The 16,486-nt window shown below is 42.2% G+C and carries 22 protein-coding genes; all 22 read left to right on the plus strand.

All coding sequences use genetic code 11. From position 1 onward, the window contains the following. Positions 1–52: 52 nt before the first annotated feature. The 22 genes from rpoC to rpsN all read left to right on the plus strand — a co-directional run bounded on the left by rpoC (position 53) and on the right by rpsN (position 16,472). Positions 53–3,652: a DNA-directed RNA polymerase subunit beta' gene (gene rpoC, locus ID12_RS05520; protein ID WP_017366455.1), complete on the plus strand. Its 3,600-nt coding sequence runs from the start codon at positions 53–55 to the stop codon at positions 3,650–3,652. Positions 3,653–3,798: 146 nt separating this feature from the next. Next, positions 3,799–4,047 (plus strand): 50S ribosomal protein L7ae-like protein, encoded by a 249-nt coding sequence (locus ID12_RS05525; protein WP_008345416.1) that lies wholly within the window; start codon positions 3,799–3,801, stop codon positions 4,045–4,047. Positions 4,048–4,160: 113 nt separating this feature from the next. Beyond that, entirely contained in the window at positions 4,161–4,580 is a 420-nt protein-coding gene (gene rpsL, locus ID12_RS05530) for a 30S ribosomal protein S12 (protein WP_003216962.1), read from the plus strand. A gap of 120 nt (positions 4,581–4,700) precedes the next feature. Next, positions 4,701–5,171, plus strand: coding sequence for a 30S ribosomal protein S7 (gene rpsG / locus ID12_RS05535; RefSeq protein WP_003216884.1), 471 nt, complete (start codon positions 4,701–4,703; stop codon positions 5,169–5,171). A 54-nt stretch (positions 5,172–5,225) separates the two neighbouring features. Continuing rightward, the gene (gene fusA / locus ID12_RS05540) at positions 5,226–7,304 is read left to right on the plus strand and encodes an elongation factor G (RefSeq protein WP_007496301.1); all 2,079 of its coding nucleotides are present in this window, start codon (positions 5,226–5,228) and stop codon (positions 7,302–7,304) included. Positions 7,305–7,421: 117 nt separating this feature from the next. Then, positions 7,422–8,612, plus strand: coding sequence for an elongation factor Tu (gene tuf / locus ID12_RS05545; RefSeq protein WP_007496302.1), 1,191 nt, complete (start codon positions 7,422–7,424; stop codon positions 8,610–8,612). A gap of 108 nt (positions 8,613–8,720) precedes the next feature. Further along, on the plus strand, positions 8,721–9,680 hold the full coding sequence (locus ID12_RS05550; RefSeq protein ID WP_050826841.1) for an alpha/beta fold hydrolase: 960 nt from the start codon (positions 8,721–8,723) through the stop codon (positions 9,678–9,680). A 218-nt stretch (positions 9,681–9,898) separates the two neighbouring features. Next, positions 9,899–10,207 (plus strand): 30S ribosomal protein S10, encoded by a 309-nt coding sequence (rpsJ, locus tag ID12_RS05555; protein WP_003156464.1) that lies wholly within the window; start codon positions 9,899–9,901, stop codon positions 10,205–10,207. 37 nt (positions 10,208–10,244) lie between these two features. After that, positions 10,245–10,874 (plus strand): 50S ribosomal protein L3, encoded by a 630-nt coding sequence (gene rplC / locus ID12_RS05560; protein WP_007496311.1) that lies wholly within the window; start codon positions 10,245–10,247, stop codon positions 10,872–10,874. A 27-nt stretch (positions 10,875–10,901) separates the two neighbouring features. Beyond that, complete coding sequence (gene rplD / locus ID12_RS05565) at positions 10,902–11,525, plus strand: 50S ribosomal protein L4 (protein WP_007496312.1); 624 nt, start codon at positions 10,902–10,904, stop codon at positions 11,523–11,525. Then, the gene (gene rplW / locus ID12_RS05570) at positions 11,525–11,812 is read left to right on the plus strand and encodes a 50S ribosomal protein L23 (RefSeq protein WP_003217016.1); all 288 of its coding nucleotides are present in this window, start codon (positions 11,525–11,527) and stop codon (positions 11,810–11,812) included. Before rplD ends, rplW begins: the two co-directional genes overlap by 1 nt. Before the next feature lie 28 nt (positions 11,813–11,840). Continuing rightward, the gene (gene rplB, locus ID12_RS05575) at positions 11,841–12,674 is read left to right on the plus strand and encodes a 50S ribosomal protein L2 (protein WP_007496314.1); all 834 of its coding nucleotides are present in this window, start codon (positions 11,841–11,843) and stop codon (positions 12,672–12,674) included. Positions 12,675–12,731: 57 nt separating this feature from the next. Continuing rightward, entirely contained in the window at positions 12,732–13,010 is a 279-nt protein-coding gene (gene rpsS, locus ID12_RS05580) for a 30S ribosomal protein S19 (protein WP_003216920.1), read from the plus strand. Between the two features lie 17 nt (positions 13,011–13,027). Continuing rightward, complete coding sequence (gene rplV, locus ID12_RS05585; RefSeq protein ID WP_007496316.1) at positions 13,028–13,369, plus strand: 50S ribosomal protein L22; 342 nt, start codon at positions 13,028–13,030, stop codon at positions 13,367–13,369. A 3-nt stretch (positions 13,370–13,372) separates the two neighbouring features. Continuing rightward, positions 13,373–14,029 carry a 30S ribosomal protein S3 gene (gene rpsC, locus ID12_RS05590; RefSeq protein ID WP_003217241.1) on the plus strand — a complete coding sequence of 219 codons (657 nt, stop codon included), beginning with the start codon at positions 13,373–13,375 and terminating at the stop codon, positions 14,027–14,029. A 1-nt stretch (position 14,030) separates the two neighbouring features. Beyond that, positions 14,031–14,465: a 50S ribosomal protein L16 gene (rplP, locus tag ID12_RS05595; RefSeq protein ID WP_003225801.1), complete on the plus strand. Its 435-nt coding sequence runs from the start codon at positions 14,031–14,033 to the stop codon at positions 14,463–14,465. Then, positions 14,455–14,655 carry a 50S ribosomal protein L29 gene (gene rpmC, locus ID12_RS05600; RefSeq protein ID WP_003217155.1) on the plus strand — a complete coding sequence of 67 codons (201 nt, stop codon included), beginning with the start codon at positions 14,455–14,457 and terminating at the stop codon, positions 14,653–14,655. The genes rplP and rpmC overlap by 11 nt, the downstream gene beginning before the upstream one ends. Before the next feature lie 25 nt (positions 14,656–14,680). After that, on the plus strand, positions 14,681–14,944 hold the full coding sequence (rpsQ, locus tag ID12_RS05605) for a 30S ribosomal protein S17 (RefSeq protein WP_003216906.1): 264 nt from the start codon (positions 14,681–14,683) through the stop codon (positions 14,942–14,944). A gap of 39 nt (positions 14,945–14,983) precedes the next feature. Next, the gene (gene rplN / locus ID12_RS05610; RefSeq protein ID WP_003216882.1) at positions 14,984–15,352 is read left to right on the plus strand and encodes a 50S ribosomal protein L14; all 369 of its coding nucleotides are present in this window, start codon (positions 14,984–14,986) and stop codon (positions 15,350–15,352) included. A gap of 35 nt (positions 15,353–15,387) precedes the next feature. Further along, the gene (gene rplX, locus ID12_RS05615; RefSeq protein WP_007496325.1) at positions 15,388–15,699 is read left to right on the plus strand and encodes a 50S ribosomal protein L24; all 312 of its coding nucleotides are present in this window, start codon (positions 15,388–15,390) and stop codon (positions 15,697–15,699) included. 25 nt (positions 15,700–15,724) lie between these two features. Then, positions 15,725–16,264, plus strand: a complete 540-nt coding sequence (rplE, locus tag ID12_RS05620; RefSeq protein WP_003217159.1) for a 50S ribosomal protein L5 — start codon at positions 15,725–15,727, stop codon at positions 16,262–16,264. 22 nt (positions 16,265–16,286) lie between these two features. After that, positions 16,287–16,472: a 30S ribosomal protein S14 gene (rpsN, locus tag ID12_RS05625; protein ID WP_008356542.1), complete on the plus strand. Its 186-nt coding sequence runs from the start codon at positions 16,287–16,289 to the stop codon at positions 16,470–16,472. Positions 16,473–16,486: the final 14 nt, after the last annotated feature.

The following is a 16,486-nucleotide window of genomic DNA, read 5'->3' on the forward strand; positions in this document are numbered from 1 at the left end:
TTAGAGCAAGTGACTAGGGTATAACCCGAAGATTAAAAGGGAGGTAGGCCCCTTGCTAGATGTGAACAATTTTGAGTATATGAACATCGGTCTCGCATCACCTGATAAAATCCGTTCTTGGTCTTTTGGTGAAGTGAAAAAGCCTGAAACGATTAACTATCGTACACTGAAACCGGAAAAAGATGGTCTCTTTTGTGAACGTATCTTCGGACCGCAAAAAGACTGGGAATGTCATTGTGGAAAGTATAAACGCGTTCGTTATAAGGGTGTTGTATGTGACCGTTGTGGTGTAGAAGTAACACGGGCAAAAGTCCGTCGTGAGAGAATGGGGCATATCGAACTGGCTGCCCCAGTTTCCCACATTTGGTATTTCAAAGGTATCCCAAGCCGTATGGGTCTTGTTCTAGATATGTCACCACGTGCGTTAGAAGAAGTGATTTACTTCGCTTCTTACGTCGTGACTGATCCGGGCAACACACCGCTTGAGAAGAAACAACTTCTTTCTGAGAAAGAATTCCGTGCTTATTTAGATAAATACGGTAACACCTTCCAAGCAGCTATGGGTGCAGAAGCAATTAACAAACTTCTTCAAGATATCGATCTTGTGAAAGAAGTAGATACACTCAAAGAAGAGCTAAAAACAGCTCAAGGACAGCGTCGTACACGTGCGATCAAACGCCTTGAAGTGTTGGAAGCTTTCCGTAACTCAGGAAACAAACCGTCTTGGATGATCCTTGATGTACTTCCGGTTATTCCACCAGAATTACGTCCAATGGTTCAGCTTGATGGCGGACGTTTTGCTACTTCTGACTTGAACGACCTTTATCGTCGTGTCATCAACCGTAACAATCGTCTGAAACGTTTATTAGATCTTGGCGCGCCAAGCATCATTGTACAGAACGAGAAGCGTATGCTTCAAGAAGCTGTCGATGCCTTGATTGATAATGGACGTAGAGGCCGACCAGTAACAGGACCAGGAAATAGACCATTGAAATCTCTTTCTCACATGCTGAAAGGGAAACAAGGACGTTTCCGTCAAAACTTGCTTGGTAAACGTGTTGACTATTCTGGACGTTCCGTTATCGTCGTTGGACCACATTTGAAAATGTATCAGTGTGGACTTCCGAAAGAAATGGCTCTTGAACTATTCAAACCATTCGTGATGAAGGAGCTTGTTGAAAAAGGATTAGCTCACAACATTAAGAGCGCGAAACGTAAGATTGAGCGCGTGCAGCCGGAAGTTTGGGATGTTTTAGAATCAGTAATTCGTGAGCATCCAGTTTTACTAAACCGTGCACCAACTCTTCACAGACTTGGTATTCAAGCGTTTGAACCTACACTTGTGGAAGGACGCGCAATTCGTCTGCATCCACTTGTATGTACTGCCTACAACGCTGACTTTGATGGTGACCAAATGGCGGTTCACGTACCATTATCTGCTGAAGCTCAAGCTGAAGCTCGTATCTTAATGCTTGCTGCTCAAAACATTTTGAACCCGAAAGATGGAAAACCTGTTGTTACGCCATCTCAGGATATGGTGCTTGGTAACTATTACCTTACACTTGAGCGTAAAGGTGCTATCGGAGAAGGTATGGTCTTCAAAGATACGGATGAAGCCCTTCTTGCTTATCAAAATGGGTATGTACATCTTCATACACGTGTAGCTGTTGCAGCTAGCTCGTTGAAGAACGTTACATTCACTGATGAACAGCGTTCTAAATTGTTGATTACAACAGTTGGAAAATTGATCTTTAACGAAATCTTACCGGAATCATTCCCATACATGAATGAACCGACTAAGAGCAATATTGAAGAAAAAACGCCTGATCGTTTCTTCCTTGAAAAAGGTGAGGATGTCAAAGCTGCGATCGAGAAACAAGAAATCAATGCGCCGTTCAAAAAAGGTATTTTAGGTAAAATCATTGCTGAAATCTTTAAGAGATTCCATATCACTGAAACATCTAAAATGCTTGACCGCATGAAAAATCTTGGTTTCAGATATTCTACTAAAGCCGGTATTACGGTTGGTGTATCTGATATCGTGGTACTAGACGATAAACAAAAAATCCTTGAAGAAGCACAAGCAAAAGTAGATAACGTCATGAAGCAATTCAGACGTGGTTTGATTACAGAAGAAGAGCGTTATGAGAGAGTCATTTCAATCTGGAGTTCTTCTAAAGATGTCATCCAAGGTAAACTGATGAAGTCCCTTGATGAAGTCAACCCAATCTACATGATGAGTGACTCTGGAGCGCGTGGTAACGCATCTAACTTCACTCAGCTGGCTGGTATGCGTGGTCTGATGGCCAACCCGGCTGGACGTATCATTGAACTTCCGATTAAATCTAGTTTCCGTGAAGGTTTAACAGTATTGGAATACTTTATTTCCACTCACGGAGCGCGTAAAGGTCTTGCCGATACAGCTCTTAAAACAGCTGACTCAGGTTACCTCACGCGTCGTCTCGTTGACGTTGCACAGGATGTTATTATCCGTGAAACAGATTGCGGTACAGACCGTGGAATCTTGGCGAAGTCCATTAAAGAAGGAAATGAAATTATTGAGAAACTTGAAGAACGTCTTATCGGACGTTTTGCAAGAAAACCAATTATTCATCCTGAAACGGGCGAAGTCATTGTTGGCGAAAACGAACTAATTGATGAAGATAAAGCACTTGAAGTGGTTGAAGCAGGAATCGAGGAAGTATGGATCCGTTCTGCATTTACATGTAACACGCCTCATGGTGTATGTAAACGATGCTACGGCCGTAACCTTGCAACTGGTACTGACGTTGAAGTCGGTGAAGCAGTTGGAATCATCGCTGCACAATCGATCGGTGAGCCAGGAACACAGCTTACAATGCGTACGTTCCACACCGGTGGGGTAGCAGGAGACGATATCACTCAAGGTTTACCTCGTATCCAAGAGTTATTTGAAGCGCGTAATCCGAAAGGGCAGGCAACCATTTCTGAAATTGATGGTGTCGTTGCTGAAATTAACGATGTTCGTGACAAGCAGCAGGAAATTGTGGTTCAAGGCGAAGTTGAAACTCGCTCTTACACAGCTCCTTACAATGCACGTCTGAAAGTTGTTGAAGGTGACAAAGTCACTCGTGGTCAAGTACTGACAGAAGGTTCAATCGATCCGAAAGAACTTCTTAAAGTGACTGACATGACAGCTGTTCAAGAATATCTGCTTCATGAAGTACAAAAAGTATACCGTATGCAAGGGGTAGAAATCGGAGATAAGCACGTAGAAGTAATGGTTCGCCAAATGCTTCGTAAAGTGCGTGTCGCTGATGCAGGGGATACAGATGTATTACCAGGCACACTTCTTGATGTACACCAATTCACAGAAGCGAACAAAAAAGTACTATTCGAAGGCAAACGTCCTGCAACAGGCCGTCCAGTTCTTCTTGGTATTACAAAAGCATCGCTTGAAACAGACTCATTCTTGTCTGCAGCATCCTTCCAAGAAACGACTCGTGTCCTAACAGATGCGGCGATCAAAGGAAAACGTGATGAACTGCTTGGCTTGAAAGAGAATGTCATCATCGGTAAACTTGTTCCTGCTGGAACTGGAATGCCAAACTACCGTAAAGTTAAGCCGGTTTCACAAGTGCAGCCGTCTGACGATATGGTTCCTGTAGAGTAATCTTTCTCTTAAGATTTCTATAAAAATCATCAAAAAATGGTGAAGGATGTCAAGATAATCTGTCAAACGATATTGACATCCTTCTGCCATGATGATAATATAACCAAGGTGCTCAAAATAAAACCTGTTACTTTGGAGGATATTCGATGTCTTATGATAAAGTATCACAGGCTCAATCCATTATTATTGGTACGAAGCAAACAGTAAAAGCTCTGAAACGAGATTCAGTGAAGGAAATCGTCGTAGCGAAAGATGCTGATCCTGCTTTAACCGCTAGTGTAATGAAACTAGCGCAAGAGAAGGGTGTAGACATTTTAGTGGTAGATTCCATGAAAAAGCTCGGCAAGGCCTGCGGAATTGAAGTTGGGGCAGCAGCTGTTGCCATTATGTTATAGCGTACTTGTTTTGTTTTTGCATGCTTAAAATGCAAAAGCATTGTTTTTTGCCTTTTGATGAACCACCTGGGTATGTGGGTTATAAAAAAAGTAATGAAGGGAGGAATAACAACATGCCTACAATTAATCAGCTAATACGCAAAGGACGCGTGAGTAAAGTTGAAAACTCAAAGTCTCCTGCACTTAACAAAGGATACAACAGTTTCAAAAAAGAGCACACTAACGTAACATCTCCACAGAAGCGCGGGGTTTGTACTCGTGTCGGTACAATGACACCGAAAAAACCAAACTCAGCACTACGTAAATATGCTCGTGTACGTTTGTCTAACCTGATTGAGGTAACAGCTTACATTCCTGGTATCGGACATAACCTACAAGAGCACAGTGTAGTACTTATCCGTGGCGGACGTGTAAAAGACTTACCGGGTGTACGTTACCACATCGTTCGTGGTGCGCTTGATACTGCCGGAGTTGACGGTCGTATGCAAGGACGTTCTAAATACGGAACAAAACGCCCTAAACAAAGCAAATAATATAACAAACATAAGGGTTTTTAGAAGTTGAGTTCAGATCAGTGGAGTCAGGCAGCTGACAATGAAATTGAGATGGAAGACAGATAGAAATCCTTTTAAAAGAGAAGGGAGGCTATTCAGATGCCACGTAAAGGTCCTGTAGCAAAAAGAGACGTTTTGCCAGATCCAATTTACAATTCTAAACTTGTATCTCGTTTGATCAACAAAATGATGATCGACGGTAAAAGAGGAAAGTCACAAACTATTCTCTACAAGTCATTTGATATCATCAAAGAACGTACTGGTAATGAAGCGATGGAGGTTTTCGAACAAGCCTTGAAAAACATCATGCCAGTTCTTGAAGTTAAAGCACGTCGTGTAGGTGGAGCTAACTACCAAGTTCCTGTAGAAGTTCGCCCAGACCGTCGTACGACTTTAGGTCTTCGCTGGTTAGTAAACTACGCTCGTCTTCGTGGAGAAAAAACGATGGAAGAGCGTCTTGCTAACGAAATCCTTGACGCAGCTAACAACACTGGTGCTGCTGTTAAGAAACGTGAAGATACACACAAAATGGCAGAAGCGAACAAAGCATTCGCTCACTACCGCTGGTAGGATTTATACCAAACTAAAAAAACTATTCCCTAATAAGGAAGGAGAAATTACCCAATGGCAAGAGAGTTCTCCTTAGACAAAACTCGTAATATTGGTATCATGGCTCACATCGATGCCGGTAAAACGACAACGACTGAGCGTATCTTGTACTACACTGGTCGTATCCATAAAATTGGTGAAACTCACGAAGGAGCTTCACAAATGGACTGGATGGAGCAGGAGCAAGAACGTGGTATTACAATCACTTCTGCTGCTACTACAGCACAATGGAAAGGTTACCGTGTAAACATCATCGATACACCAGGACACGTAGACTTCACTGTTGAAGTTGAACGTTCTTTGCGTGTACTTGATGGTGCGGTTGCTGTTCTTGATGCACAATCAGGTGTAGAGCCTCAAACTGAAACAGTTTGGCGCCAAGCAACAACTTACGGAGTACCTCGTATCGTATTCGTTAACAAAATGGATAAAACCGGTGCGGACTTCCTTTACTCTGTAAGCACATTAAGAGATCGTCTTCAAGCGAACGCTCATGCAATTCAATTGCCGATCGGCGCTGAAGATCAATTCGAAGGAATCATCGACCTTGTAGAAAACGTAGCATACTTCTACGAAGATGACCTTGGAACTCGCTCTGATGCACAAGAAATCCCTGCTGAGTATAAAGACAAAGCTGAAGAGCTTCGCAGCAGCTTAATTGAAGCTGTCGCTGAGCTTGATGAAGAGCTTATGGAAAAATACCTTGAGGGTGAAGAAATCACAATTCCTGAATTGAAAGCTGCAATCCGTAAAGGAACTTTGAATGTTGAATTCTACCCAGTTCTTGTTGGTTCTGCTTTCAAAAACAAAGGTGTTCAGCTTGTACTTGACGCTGTGCTTGACTACCTTCCTGCACCAACTGATGTTGCTGCAATCAAAGGTACATTGCCAGATACAAATGAAGAGGTTGTACGTGAGTCTACTGATGACGCACCATTCGCAGCTCTTGCATTTAAAGTTATGACTGACCCTTATGTTGGGAAACTAACTTTCTTCCGCGTATACTCTGGAACACTTGATTCTGGTTCTTACGTGAAGAACTCTTCTAAGAACAAGCGTGAGCGTGTTGGACGTATCCTTCAAATGCACGCAAACAGCCGTGAAGAAATCTCTACTGTATATGCAGGGGATATCGCAGCAGCTGTTGGTCTTAAAGATACATCTACTGGTGATACTCTTTGTGACGAGAAAAATCTTGTTATCCTTGAGTCTATGGAATTCCCAGAGCCAGTTATCGATGTAGCTATCGAGCCTAAATCTAAGGCTGACCAAGATAAAATGGGTATCGCTTTAGCTAAACTAGCTGAAGAGGATCCAACTTTCCGTACACAAACAAACACTGAAACTGGTCAAACGATCATCTCTGGTATGGGTGAGCTTCACCTTGATATCATTGTTGACCGTATGAAGCGTGAGTTCAAGGTTGAAGCTAACGTAGGAGCTCCTCAAGTTGCGTACCGTGAAACATTCCGTTCTAGTGCAAAAGTTGAAGGTAAATTCGTACGTCAGTCTGGTGGACGCGGTCAGTTCGGACACGTTTGGATCGAATTCGAACCAAACGAAGAAGGCGCAGGCTTCGAATTCACAAATGCAATCGTCGGTGGGGTTGTTCCACGTGAATACATTCCAGCAATTCAAGCAGGTCTTGAAGATTCACTAGAAAATGGTGTATTAGCTGGATTCCCATTAATCGACATCAAAGCAAAATTATTCGATGGATCTTACCACGATGTTGACTCTAACGAAATGGCGTTTAAAATTGCTGCATCTATGGCATTGAAAAATGCTGTCAGCAAATGTAACCCAGTTCTACTTGAGCCAATGATGAAAGTAGAAGTCGTTATCCCAGAAGAATACATGGGAGACATCATGGGTGATATCACATCTCGTCGTGGACGTGTAGAAGGTATGGAAGCTCGCGGTAACGCTCAAGTTGTTCGCGCTATGGTTCCACTTTCTGAAATGTTCGGATATGCAACTGCACTCCGTTCTAACACACAAGGACGCGGTACTTTCACTATGCACATGGATCACTACGAAGAAGTGCCTAAGAGCATCAGTGAAGAAATCATCAAAAAAAATAAAGGTGAATAATTGATTTTGCCTTTAAACTAAAGTATAACTACTATTGAAGATCAGAAAGTGAGAGGTAACTCTTCACTTTCTATCACTCATACCAAATACAATGAACCTTTAAGGAGGATTTTTAGAATGGCTAAAGAAAAATTCGACCGTTCCAAATCGCATGCTAACATTGGTACAATTGGACACGTTGACCATGGTAAAACAACTCTAACTGCTGCTATCTCAACAGTTCTTCATAAGAAATCTGGTAAAGGTACAGCTATGGCTTATGACCAAATCGATGGTGCTCCAGAAGAGCGCGAGCGTGGAATCACAATCTCAACTGCACACGTTGAGTATGAAACTGAAACTCGTCACTATGCACACGTAGACTGCCCAGGACACGCTGACTATGTTAAAAACATGATCACTGGTGCTGCTCAAATGGACGGCGCGATCTTAGTAGTATCTGCTGCTGATGGTCCAATGCCACAAACACGTGAGCACATCCTACTTTCTCGTAACGTAGGTGTTCCTTACATCGTAGTATTCCTTAACAAATGTGACATGGTTGACGATGAAGAGTTACTTGAACTTGTTGAAATGGAAGTTCGTGACCTTCTTTCTGACTATGACTTCCCTGGTGACGATGTACCAGTTATCAAAGGTTCTGCTCTTAAAGCTCTTGAAGGTGATGCTGATTACGAAGCAAAAATCTTCGAACTTATGGATGCGGTTGATGAGTACATCCCAACTCCAGAGCGTGACACTGAGAAGCCATTCATGATGCCAGTTGAGGACGTATTCTCAATCACTGGTCGTGGAACAGTTGCTACTGGTCGTGTTGAGCGTGGACAAGTTAAAGTCGGTGACGAAGTTGAAATCATCGGTCTTCAAGAAGAAAACGGTAAAACAACTGTTACAGGTGTTGAAATGTTCCGTAAACTTCTTGACTATGCTGAAGCTGGTGACAACATCGGTGCACTACTTCGTGGTGTATCTCGTGAAGATATCCAACGTGGTCAAGTACTTGCTAAACCAGGTACAATCACTCCACATAGCCGTTTCAAAGCTGAAGTTTATGTACTTTCTAAAGAAGAGGGTGGACGTCATACTCCATTCTTCACTAACTACCGTCCGCAGTTCTACTTCCGTACAACTGACGTAACTGGTATCGTACATCTTCCAGAAGGTACTGAAATGGTAATGCCTGGCGATAACACTGAGATGGAAGTTGAACTTATCTCTACTATCGCTATCGAAGAAGGAACTCGTTTCTCTATCCGTGAGGGTGGACGTACTGTAGGTTCTGGCGTCGTTTCTACTATCATTAAGTAATAACAGTTAAAAGAGACTCCTTGCAAAAGGGTCTCTTTTTTTGCTTTTCCAGTGCATAACGGCTACTATAAGCTATAGAATCTAAATGGAACCGAGAGGATCACTGGAATGGCGAAGACAATATTGAAAAAGTGGCTGATTGGCGGGCTTGATCAATGGATTATGATAAAAGAAGATCAAGCGAAAAAAATAAAACCTGTTTTATTATTTTTACACGGTGGCCCAGGGTCAGCTCAAATGAGTTATATCGATTCCTTTCATAAGGAACTTGATCAAGACTTCACTGTTGTTCATTGGGACCAGCGCGGTGCAGGACTGTCTTATCAAAAAAACATTCCTGAGTCTTCTATGACCATTGGGCAATTCGTAGAGGATACGATTGAGCTTACAGAAAAACTGCTTTCTTATAATGATCAAACGAAAATATACATTGCGGGTTATTCATGGGGATCATTAATTGCGATACAAGCTGTACATAAACGACCAGATTTGTATCATGCCTATTATGGAATTAGTCAGGTGGTTGATGTATTAAAAGAGGATATTGTATCGTACGAACTTCTTCTAAAAAAATATCAAGGCAAGCATTTCTTCAGTAGATGTCTAAGATTGCTGACACCACCCCCTTGGAAACGCACCTCTGCTCATGCTTTGTTCTCTCTATACAAAGAGTTCGCAAAAGTAGGGCTCACGCATAGGTGGAAGCCACTTTTTCAAATGCTGTATGCATTTCTTGTTAGTAAGCATTATCAGCTAAAAGATAAGTGGAAATTCCTTATGGGACAGAAGTATAGCCAGGATTTGCTGTGGGACGAGCTGATGAACGAAAGCATTCAATACCGAGTTTCTTCTATATTAATACCCTGCTACTTTATCATCGGTGAACATGACATGATTACACCAGCTGCTGTTTCAAAACCATATGTTGATCAACTTACAGCACCAATAAAAGAGTGGTTTACTTTTAAAGAATCTGCGCATTCTCCGCATATTGAAGAGCCAGAAGAATTTATTCGTATCGTCAGGAAGACAGCTACACATCATCTTCAGGGAAAGCTTGATTTATAGGCTGAACCCCTGTATAATATGAAAAGTGTGCAAATCATAAATTTATCCGATTTATTATTGCAACACTCAGGCCAATTTGGTACAATAGTGCATGTTGGTCTTTGACTGCGATGAAGTGAGAGGTTGCTGACACACCCGGCCGCTTTGCCATGGCAAGGTGATCAGGTTTTTCTCACGGAGAACTGTCTAACGTAAGTAGGCGAAAAGGAGGGAAAATAATGGCAAAACAAAAAATTCGTATTCGTTTAAAAGCATATGATCATAGAATTCTTGATCAATCTGCTGAGAAGATTGTTGAAACGGCTAAGCGTTCTGGTGCTAGTGTATCTGGTCCAATCCCGCTTCCAACTGAAAAATCAGTTTACACAATCCTTCGTGCGGTGCATAAGTACAAAGATTCTCGTGAGCAATTCGAGATGCGTACTCACAAACGTCTAATCGACATTGTGAATCCAACTCCGCAAACAGTTGATGCACTTATGCGTTTAGATTTACCATCCGGTGTAGATATCGAAATCAAACTTTAATTCAAATAGAAAACACATATTATAGGAGGTGTGACGAATGACCAAAGGAATCTTAGGTAGAAAAATTGGTATGACGCAAGTATTCGCAGAAAACGGTGATCTTATCCCTGTAACTGTTGTTGAGGCTGCTGCTAACGTTGTTCTTCAGAAGAAGACTACTGACACGGATGGCTATGAAGCAATCCAAATCGGTTTTGACGACAAACGTGAGAAGCTTTCTAACAAACCAGAGAAAGGCCACGTTGCTAAAGCGGAAACTGCTCCTAAGCGCTTCGTAAAAGAATTACGCGGTGTGGAGTTAGATGCGTATGAAGTTGGTCAGGAAGTCAAAGTTGATATTTTCGCAAATGGAGATATCGTAGATGTAACAGGAACATCAAAAGGTAAAGGATTCCAAGGGGCTATCAAACGCCACGGACAATCACGCGGACCAATGACTCACGGTTCACGTTACCACCGTCGTCCTGGTTCAATGGGACCTGTTGATCCAAACCGAGTATTCAAAGGTAAACTTCTTCCAGGACGTATGGGCGGAGAGCAAATCACTGTCCAAAATCTTGAGATCGTTAAAGTTGATGCAGAACGCAATCTTCTTTTGATCAAAGGTAACGTACCAGGAGCTAAAAAATCTCTAGTAACTGTAAAGAGTGCAGTTAAAACTAAATAACTCTCTTAGGAAAGGAGGAAACAAGTCATGCCAAAAGTAGCATTATTTAACCAAAACGGTTCTACTAACGGTGAAATCGAATTAAACGCTTCTGTGTTTGGAATTGAGCCAAACGAAAGCGTAGTATTCGATGCTATTCTTATGCAAAGAGCTTCCTTACGTCAAGGAACTCACAAAGTAAAAACTCGTTCTGAAGTACGTGGCGGAGGTCGTAAACCTTGGAGACAGAAGGGTACAGGTCGTGCTCGTCAAGGTTCTATCCGTTCACCACAATGGCGCGGAGGCGGTATCGTATTCGGTCCAACACCACGCAGCTATTCTTATAAATTACCTAAAAAAGTTCGCCGCTTGGCTATCAAGTCAGTATTGTCTTCTAAAGTAATCGACAACAACATCATCGTTCTTGAAGATCTTACTCTTGATGCAGTGAAAACGAAAGAATTCGCAGGCATCCTTAAAGGGTTATCTGTTGAGAAGAAAGCGTTGATCGTCACTGCGGATGCAAACGAAACAGTTGCTTTATCTGCTCGTAACATCCCTGGAGTAACAGTTGTTGAAGCTAACGGTATCAACGTTCTTGACGTTGTCAACCACGACAAACTTCTGATCACTAAAGCAGCGGTTGAAAAAGTAGAGGAGGGACTTGCATAATGAAAGATCCTCGTGATGTTCTAAAGCGCCCTATCATTACTGAACGTTCTGCTGATCTAATGACAGAGAAGAAGTACACGTTCGAAGTTGATGTCAGAGCTAACAAGACAGAAGTGAAAGACGCTGTTGAAGAGATCTTTGGAGTGAAAGTTGAGAAAGTCAACGTTCAAAACTACAAAGGTAAATCAAAACGCGTTGGACGCTACACTGGTATGACTAGCCGTCGCAGAAAAGCGATCGTGAAATTAACTGCTGACAGCAAAGAAATCGAAATTTTTGAAGCGTAAATCTTAAAAAGAAGGAGGGAAATTCAAAATGGCGATTAAAAAGTATAAACCAACCAGTAATGGTCGTCGTGGCATGACTACTTCAGATTTTGCTGAAATCACGACTGACAAACCAGAAAAATCGTTGCTTGCACCGCTTCACAGAAAAGGCGGACGTAACAACCAAGGTAGATTGACTGTTCGTCATCAAGGTGGCGGTCACAAACGTCAATACCGTATCATCGACTTTAAGCGTGATAAAGACGGTATACCTGGACGCGTTGCTACAATCGAGTATGATCCAAACCGTTCAGCGAACATCGCTCTTGTAAACTATGCAGATGGTGAGAAACGTTACATTCTTGCTCCGAAAGGAATCCAAGTTGGTACTGAAGTTACTTCTGGACCAGAAGCTGACATCAAACCAGGTAATGCTCTTCCACTTATCAACATCCCAGTTGGTACAGTTGTGCATAACATTGAATTAAAACCAGGTAAAGGTGGACAATTAGTTCGTTCTGCTGGTACTTCTGCTCAAGTTCTAGGTAAAGAAGGTAAATACGTTCTTGTACGTTTGAACTCTGGTGAAGTACGCATGATCCTTTCTGCTTGCCGTGCGACTATCGGTCAAGTTGGAAACGAACAACACGAACTAATCAACATCGGTAAAGCTGGACGTTCTCGCTGGAAAGGCGTACGCCCAACAGTTCGTGGTTCTGTAATGAACCCTAACGATCACCCACACGGCGGTGGTGAAGGACGCGCTCCAATCGGACGTAAATCACCAATGTCTCCATGGGGTAAACCGACTCTTGGATTCAAGACTCGTAAGAAAACCAACAAGTCTGATAAATTCATTGTACGTCGTCGTAAAAACAAGTAACGGGGTTGTCTACGGTTCATTTAGGACCGTAGTTCAATCACGAAGGGAGGTTCCACAATGGCTCGCAGCTTAAAAAAAGGACCATTTGTTGATGATCATTTGATGGCTAAAGTCGAGAAATTGAATGAAACTGACAAAAAGCAAGTCGTAAAAACTTGGTCTCGTCGTTCTACAATTTTCCCACAATTCATCGGTCACACAATCGCTGTCTATGACGGACGCAAACATGTACCTGTTTTCATTTCTGAAGATATGGTAGGTCACAAATTGGGCGAATTCGCACCAAGCCGTACTTACAAAGGTCATGCTAGTGACGATAAAAAAACAAGACGCTAATGAGAGGAGGCTTTTAAATGCAAGCTAAAGCTGTCGCAAGAACAGTCCGTATTGCTCCTCGTAAAGCACGTCTAGTAATGGACCTGATCCGAGGTAAGCAAGTAGGAGAAGCAGTTTCTATCTTAAACCTTACACCTAAGGCTGCTTCACCAATTATTGAAAAAGTATTAAAATCTGCTATCGCAAATGCTGAGCACAACTACGAGTTGGACGCTAACAGCCTAGTGATTACTCAAGCATTCGTTGACGAAGGTCCAACACTTAAGAGATTCCGTCCACGTGCTATGGGTCGTGCGAGCGCAATTAACAAACGTACTAGCCACATTACAATCGTTGTATCAGAAAAGAAGGAGGGATAATCCGTGGGTCAAAAGGTAAATCCAGTAGGTCTTCGTATTGGCGTCATTCGTGATTGGGAATCTAAATGGTTCGCAGGAAAAGATTACGCTGACTTCTTACATGAAGACTTGAAAATCCGTGAATTCATCAGCAAGCGTTTGTCTGACGCGTCTGTTTCTAAAGTAGAAATCGAACGTGCTGCAAACCGCGTAAATATCACAATCCACACGGCTAAACCAGGTATGGTAATTGGTAAAGGCGGATCTGAAGTTGAAGCACTTCGTAAAGCTCTTAACAGCCTAACTGGCAAACGTGTACACATCAACATTCTTGAAATCAAGAGAGCAGATCTTGATGCTCAGCTAGTTGCTGAAAACATCGCTCGTCAACTTGAAAATCGTATTTCATTCCGTCGTGCACAAAAACAAACAATCCAACGCACAATGCGTGCTGGAGCACAAGGAATCAAAACAATGGTTTCTGGTCGTCTTGGCGGTGCAGATATTGCTCGTTCTGAATATTACAGTGAAGGTACTGTTCCATTGCACACACTTCGTGCTGACATCGACTATGCTACTGCTGAAGCTGATACTACTTATGGTAAGCTTGGCGTAAAAGTATGGATCTATCGTGGAGAAGTCCTTCCAACTAAGAAGAATACTGCGGAAGGAGGAAAATAATATGTTATTGCCAAAACGCGTGAAGTATCGCAGAGAACATCGTGGAAAAATGCGTGGTCGTGCAAAAGGCGGCACTGAAGTACATTTCGGTGAGTTCGGTATCCAAGCTCTTGAAGCTTCTTGGATCACTAACCGTCAAATCGAAGCTGCTCGTATTGCTATGACTCGTTACATGAAACGTGGCGGTAAAGTTTGGATTAAAATTTTCCCTTCTAAGCCATACACAGCTAAACCTCTAGAGGTCCGCATGGGTTCCGGTAAAGGTGCTCCAGAAGGCTGGGTAGCTGTAGTAAAACCGGGCAAAGTTTTATTTGAAATTTCTGGTGTGTCTGAAGAAGTTGCTCGTGAAGCTCTTCGTCTTGCATCTCACAAATTGCCAATTAAAACGAAGTTCGTAAAACGTGAAGAAATTGGTGGTGAATCAAATGAAAGCTAATGAAATTCGTGACCTTACCACTGCTGAAATTGAACAAAAAGTAAAGTCTCTTAAAGAAGAACTTTTCAATCTTCGTTTCCAATTAGCGACTGGGCAGCTTGAAAACACTGCTCGCATTCGTGAAGTGCGTAAATCAATCGCACGCATGAAAACTGTGATTCGTCAAAGAGAAATCGCTGCTAATAAATAATAATTAGAGGGGAGGCCCCGCAAACATGAGCGAACGTAACCAACGTAAAGTGTATCAAGGTCGTGTTGTTTCTGACAAAATGGATAAAACCATCACTGTTGTAGTTGAAACATACAAAAAGCATTCACTTTATGGCAAACGTGTAAGATACTCTAAAAAGTTCAAAGCACATGATGAAAACAACCAAGCAAAAATCGGAGACATCGTAAAGGTCATGGAAACTCGTCCATTATCTGCGACTAAACGCTTTCGTCTAGTTGAAGTTGTCGAAGAAGCTGTTATTATCTAATAAAGTTCGGATTTCTTTTTCCGAAGGGAGGTAACATTAATGATTCAACAGGAGACTCGTTTAAAAGTAGCTGACAACTCTGGCGCACGCGAAGTACTAACGATTAAAGTTCTTGGTGGCTCTGGACGTAAAACGGCTAACATCGGTGATGTCATTGTTTGTACGGTTAAACAAGCAACACCAGGAGGCGTTGTCAAAAAAGGTGAAGTTGTGAAAGCAGTTATCGTTCGTACTAAGAGCGGAGCTCGCAGAAACGATGGATCTTACATCAGTTTTGATGAAAATGCATGTGTCATCATCCGTGACGACAAGAGCCCACGTGGAACTCGTATCTTCGGACCAGTAGCACGTGAACTTCGTGAAAACAACTATATGAAAATTGTTTCTTTAGCACCAGAAGTACTTTAATGAATACAATCCGCGACTCAAGGAGGTGCGATTAAATGCATGTTAAAAAGGGCGATAAAGTAGTGGTTATCTCTGGTAAAGATAAAGGTAAACAAGGTGTCATCCTTGCTGCTTTCCCTAAAAAGGACCGTGTTTTAGTAGAAGGTATTAACCTTGTGAAAAAACACTCTAAACCAACTCAAGCTAACCCTCAAGGCGGAATTTCTGAACAAGAAGCGCCGATCCACGTATCAAACGTAATGCCGCTTGATCCTAAAACGGGTGAAGTGACACGTATTGGATATAAAGTTGAGGACGGAAAGAAAGTCCGTGTAGCGAAAAAATCTGGGCAAGTTCTAGATAAATAGTAAATAAGGAAGGGAGGTCTTTCTCATGAACCGCCTTAAAGAAAAGTATGTTAAAGAAATTACACCTGCATTAGTTTCTAAGTTTGAATACAAATCAGTAATGCAAGTGCCAAAAATCGAAAAAATCGTGATCAACATGGGTGTTGGTGACGCCGTTCAAAACGCTAAAGCAATCGATACTGCTGTTGAAGAATTAACGTTTATCGCTGGTCAAAAACCTGTCGTTACTCGTGCGAAGAAGTCTATTGCTGGATTCCGTCTACGTGAAGGAATGCCAATCGGTGCGAAAGTAACACTTCGCGGAGAGCGCATGTACGATTTCCTTGATAAACTTATTTCTGTATCTTTACCACGTGTACGTGACTTCCGCGGGATTTCTAAGAAATCTTTCGACGGTCGTGGAAACTACACGCTTGGTATTAAAGAACAGTTAATCTTCCCAGAAATTGATTACGATAAAGTAACAAAAGTCCGCGGTATGGATATCGTTATCGTTACGACTGCCAACACGGATGAAGAAGCACGTGAGTTATTAACTCAAGTAGGTATGCCGTTCCAGAAATAATCAATGAAAGGGAGGCGAAATCGTGGCTAAAAAGTCTATGATTGCGAAACAACAACGCAAACAAAAGTTTAAAGTTCAAGAGTATACGCGCTGCGAACGTTGTGGACGTCCACATTCAGTAATTCGCAAGTTTAAACTTTGCCGTATTTGTTTCCGCGAACTTGCATATAAAGGACAAATTCCTGGCGTTAAAAAAGCCAGCTGGTAATCCCCATAAATGGG

This window comes from Bacillus altitudinis, from assembly GCF_001191605.1.
GTDB lineage: Bacteria > Bacillota > Bacilli > Bacillales > Bacillaceae > Bacillus > Bacillus altitudinis.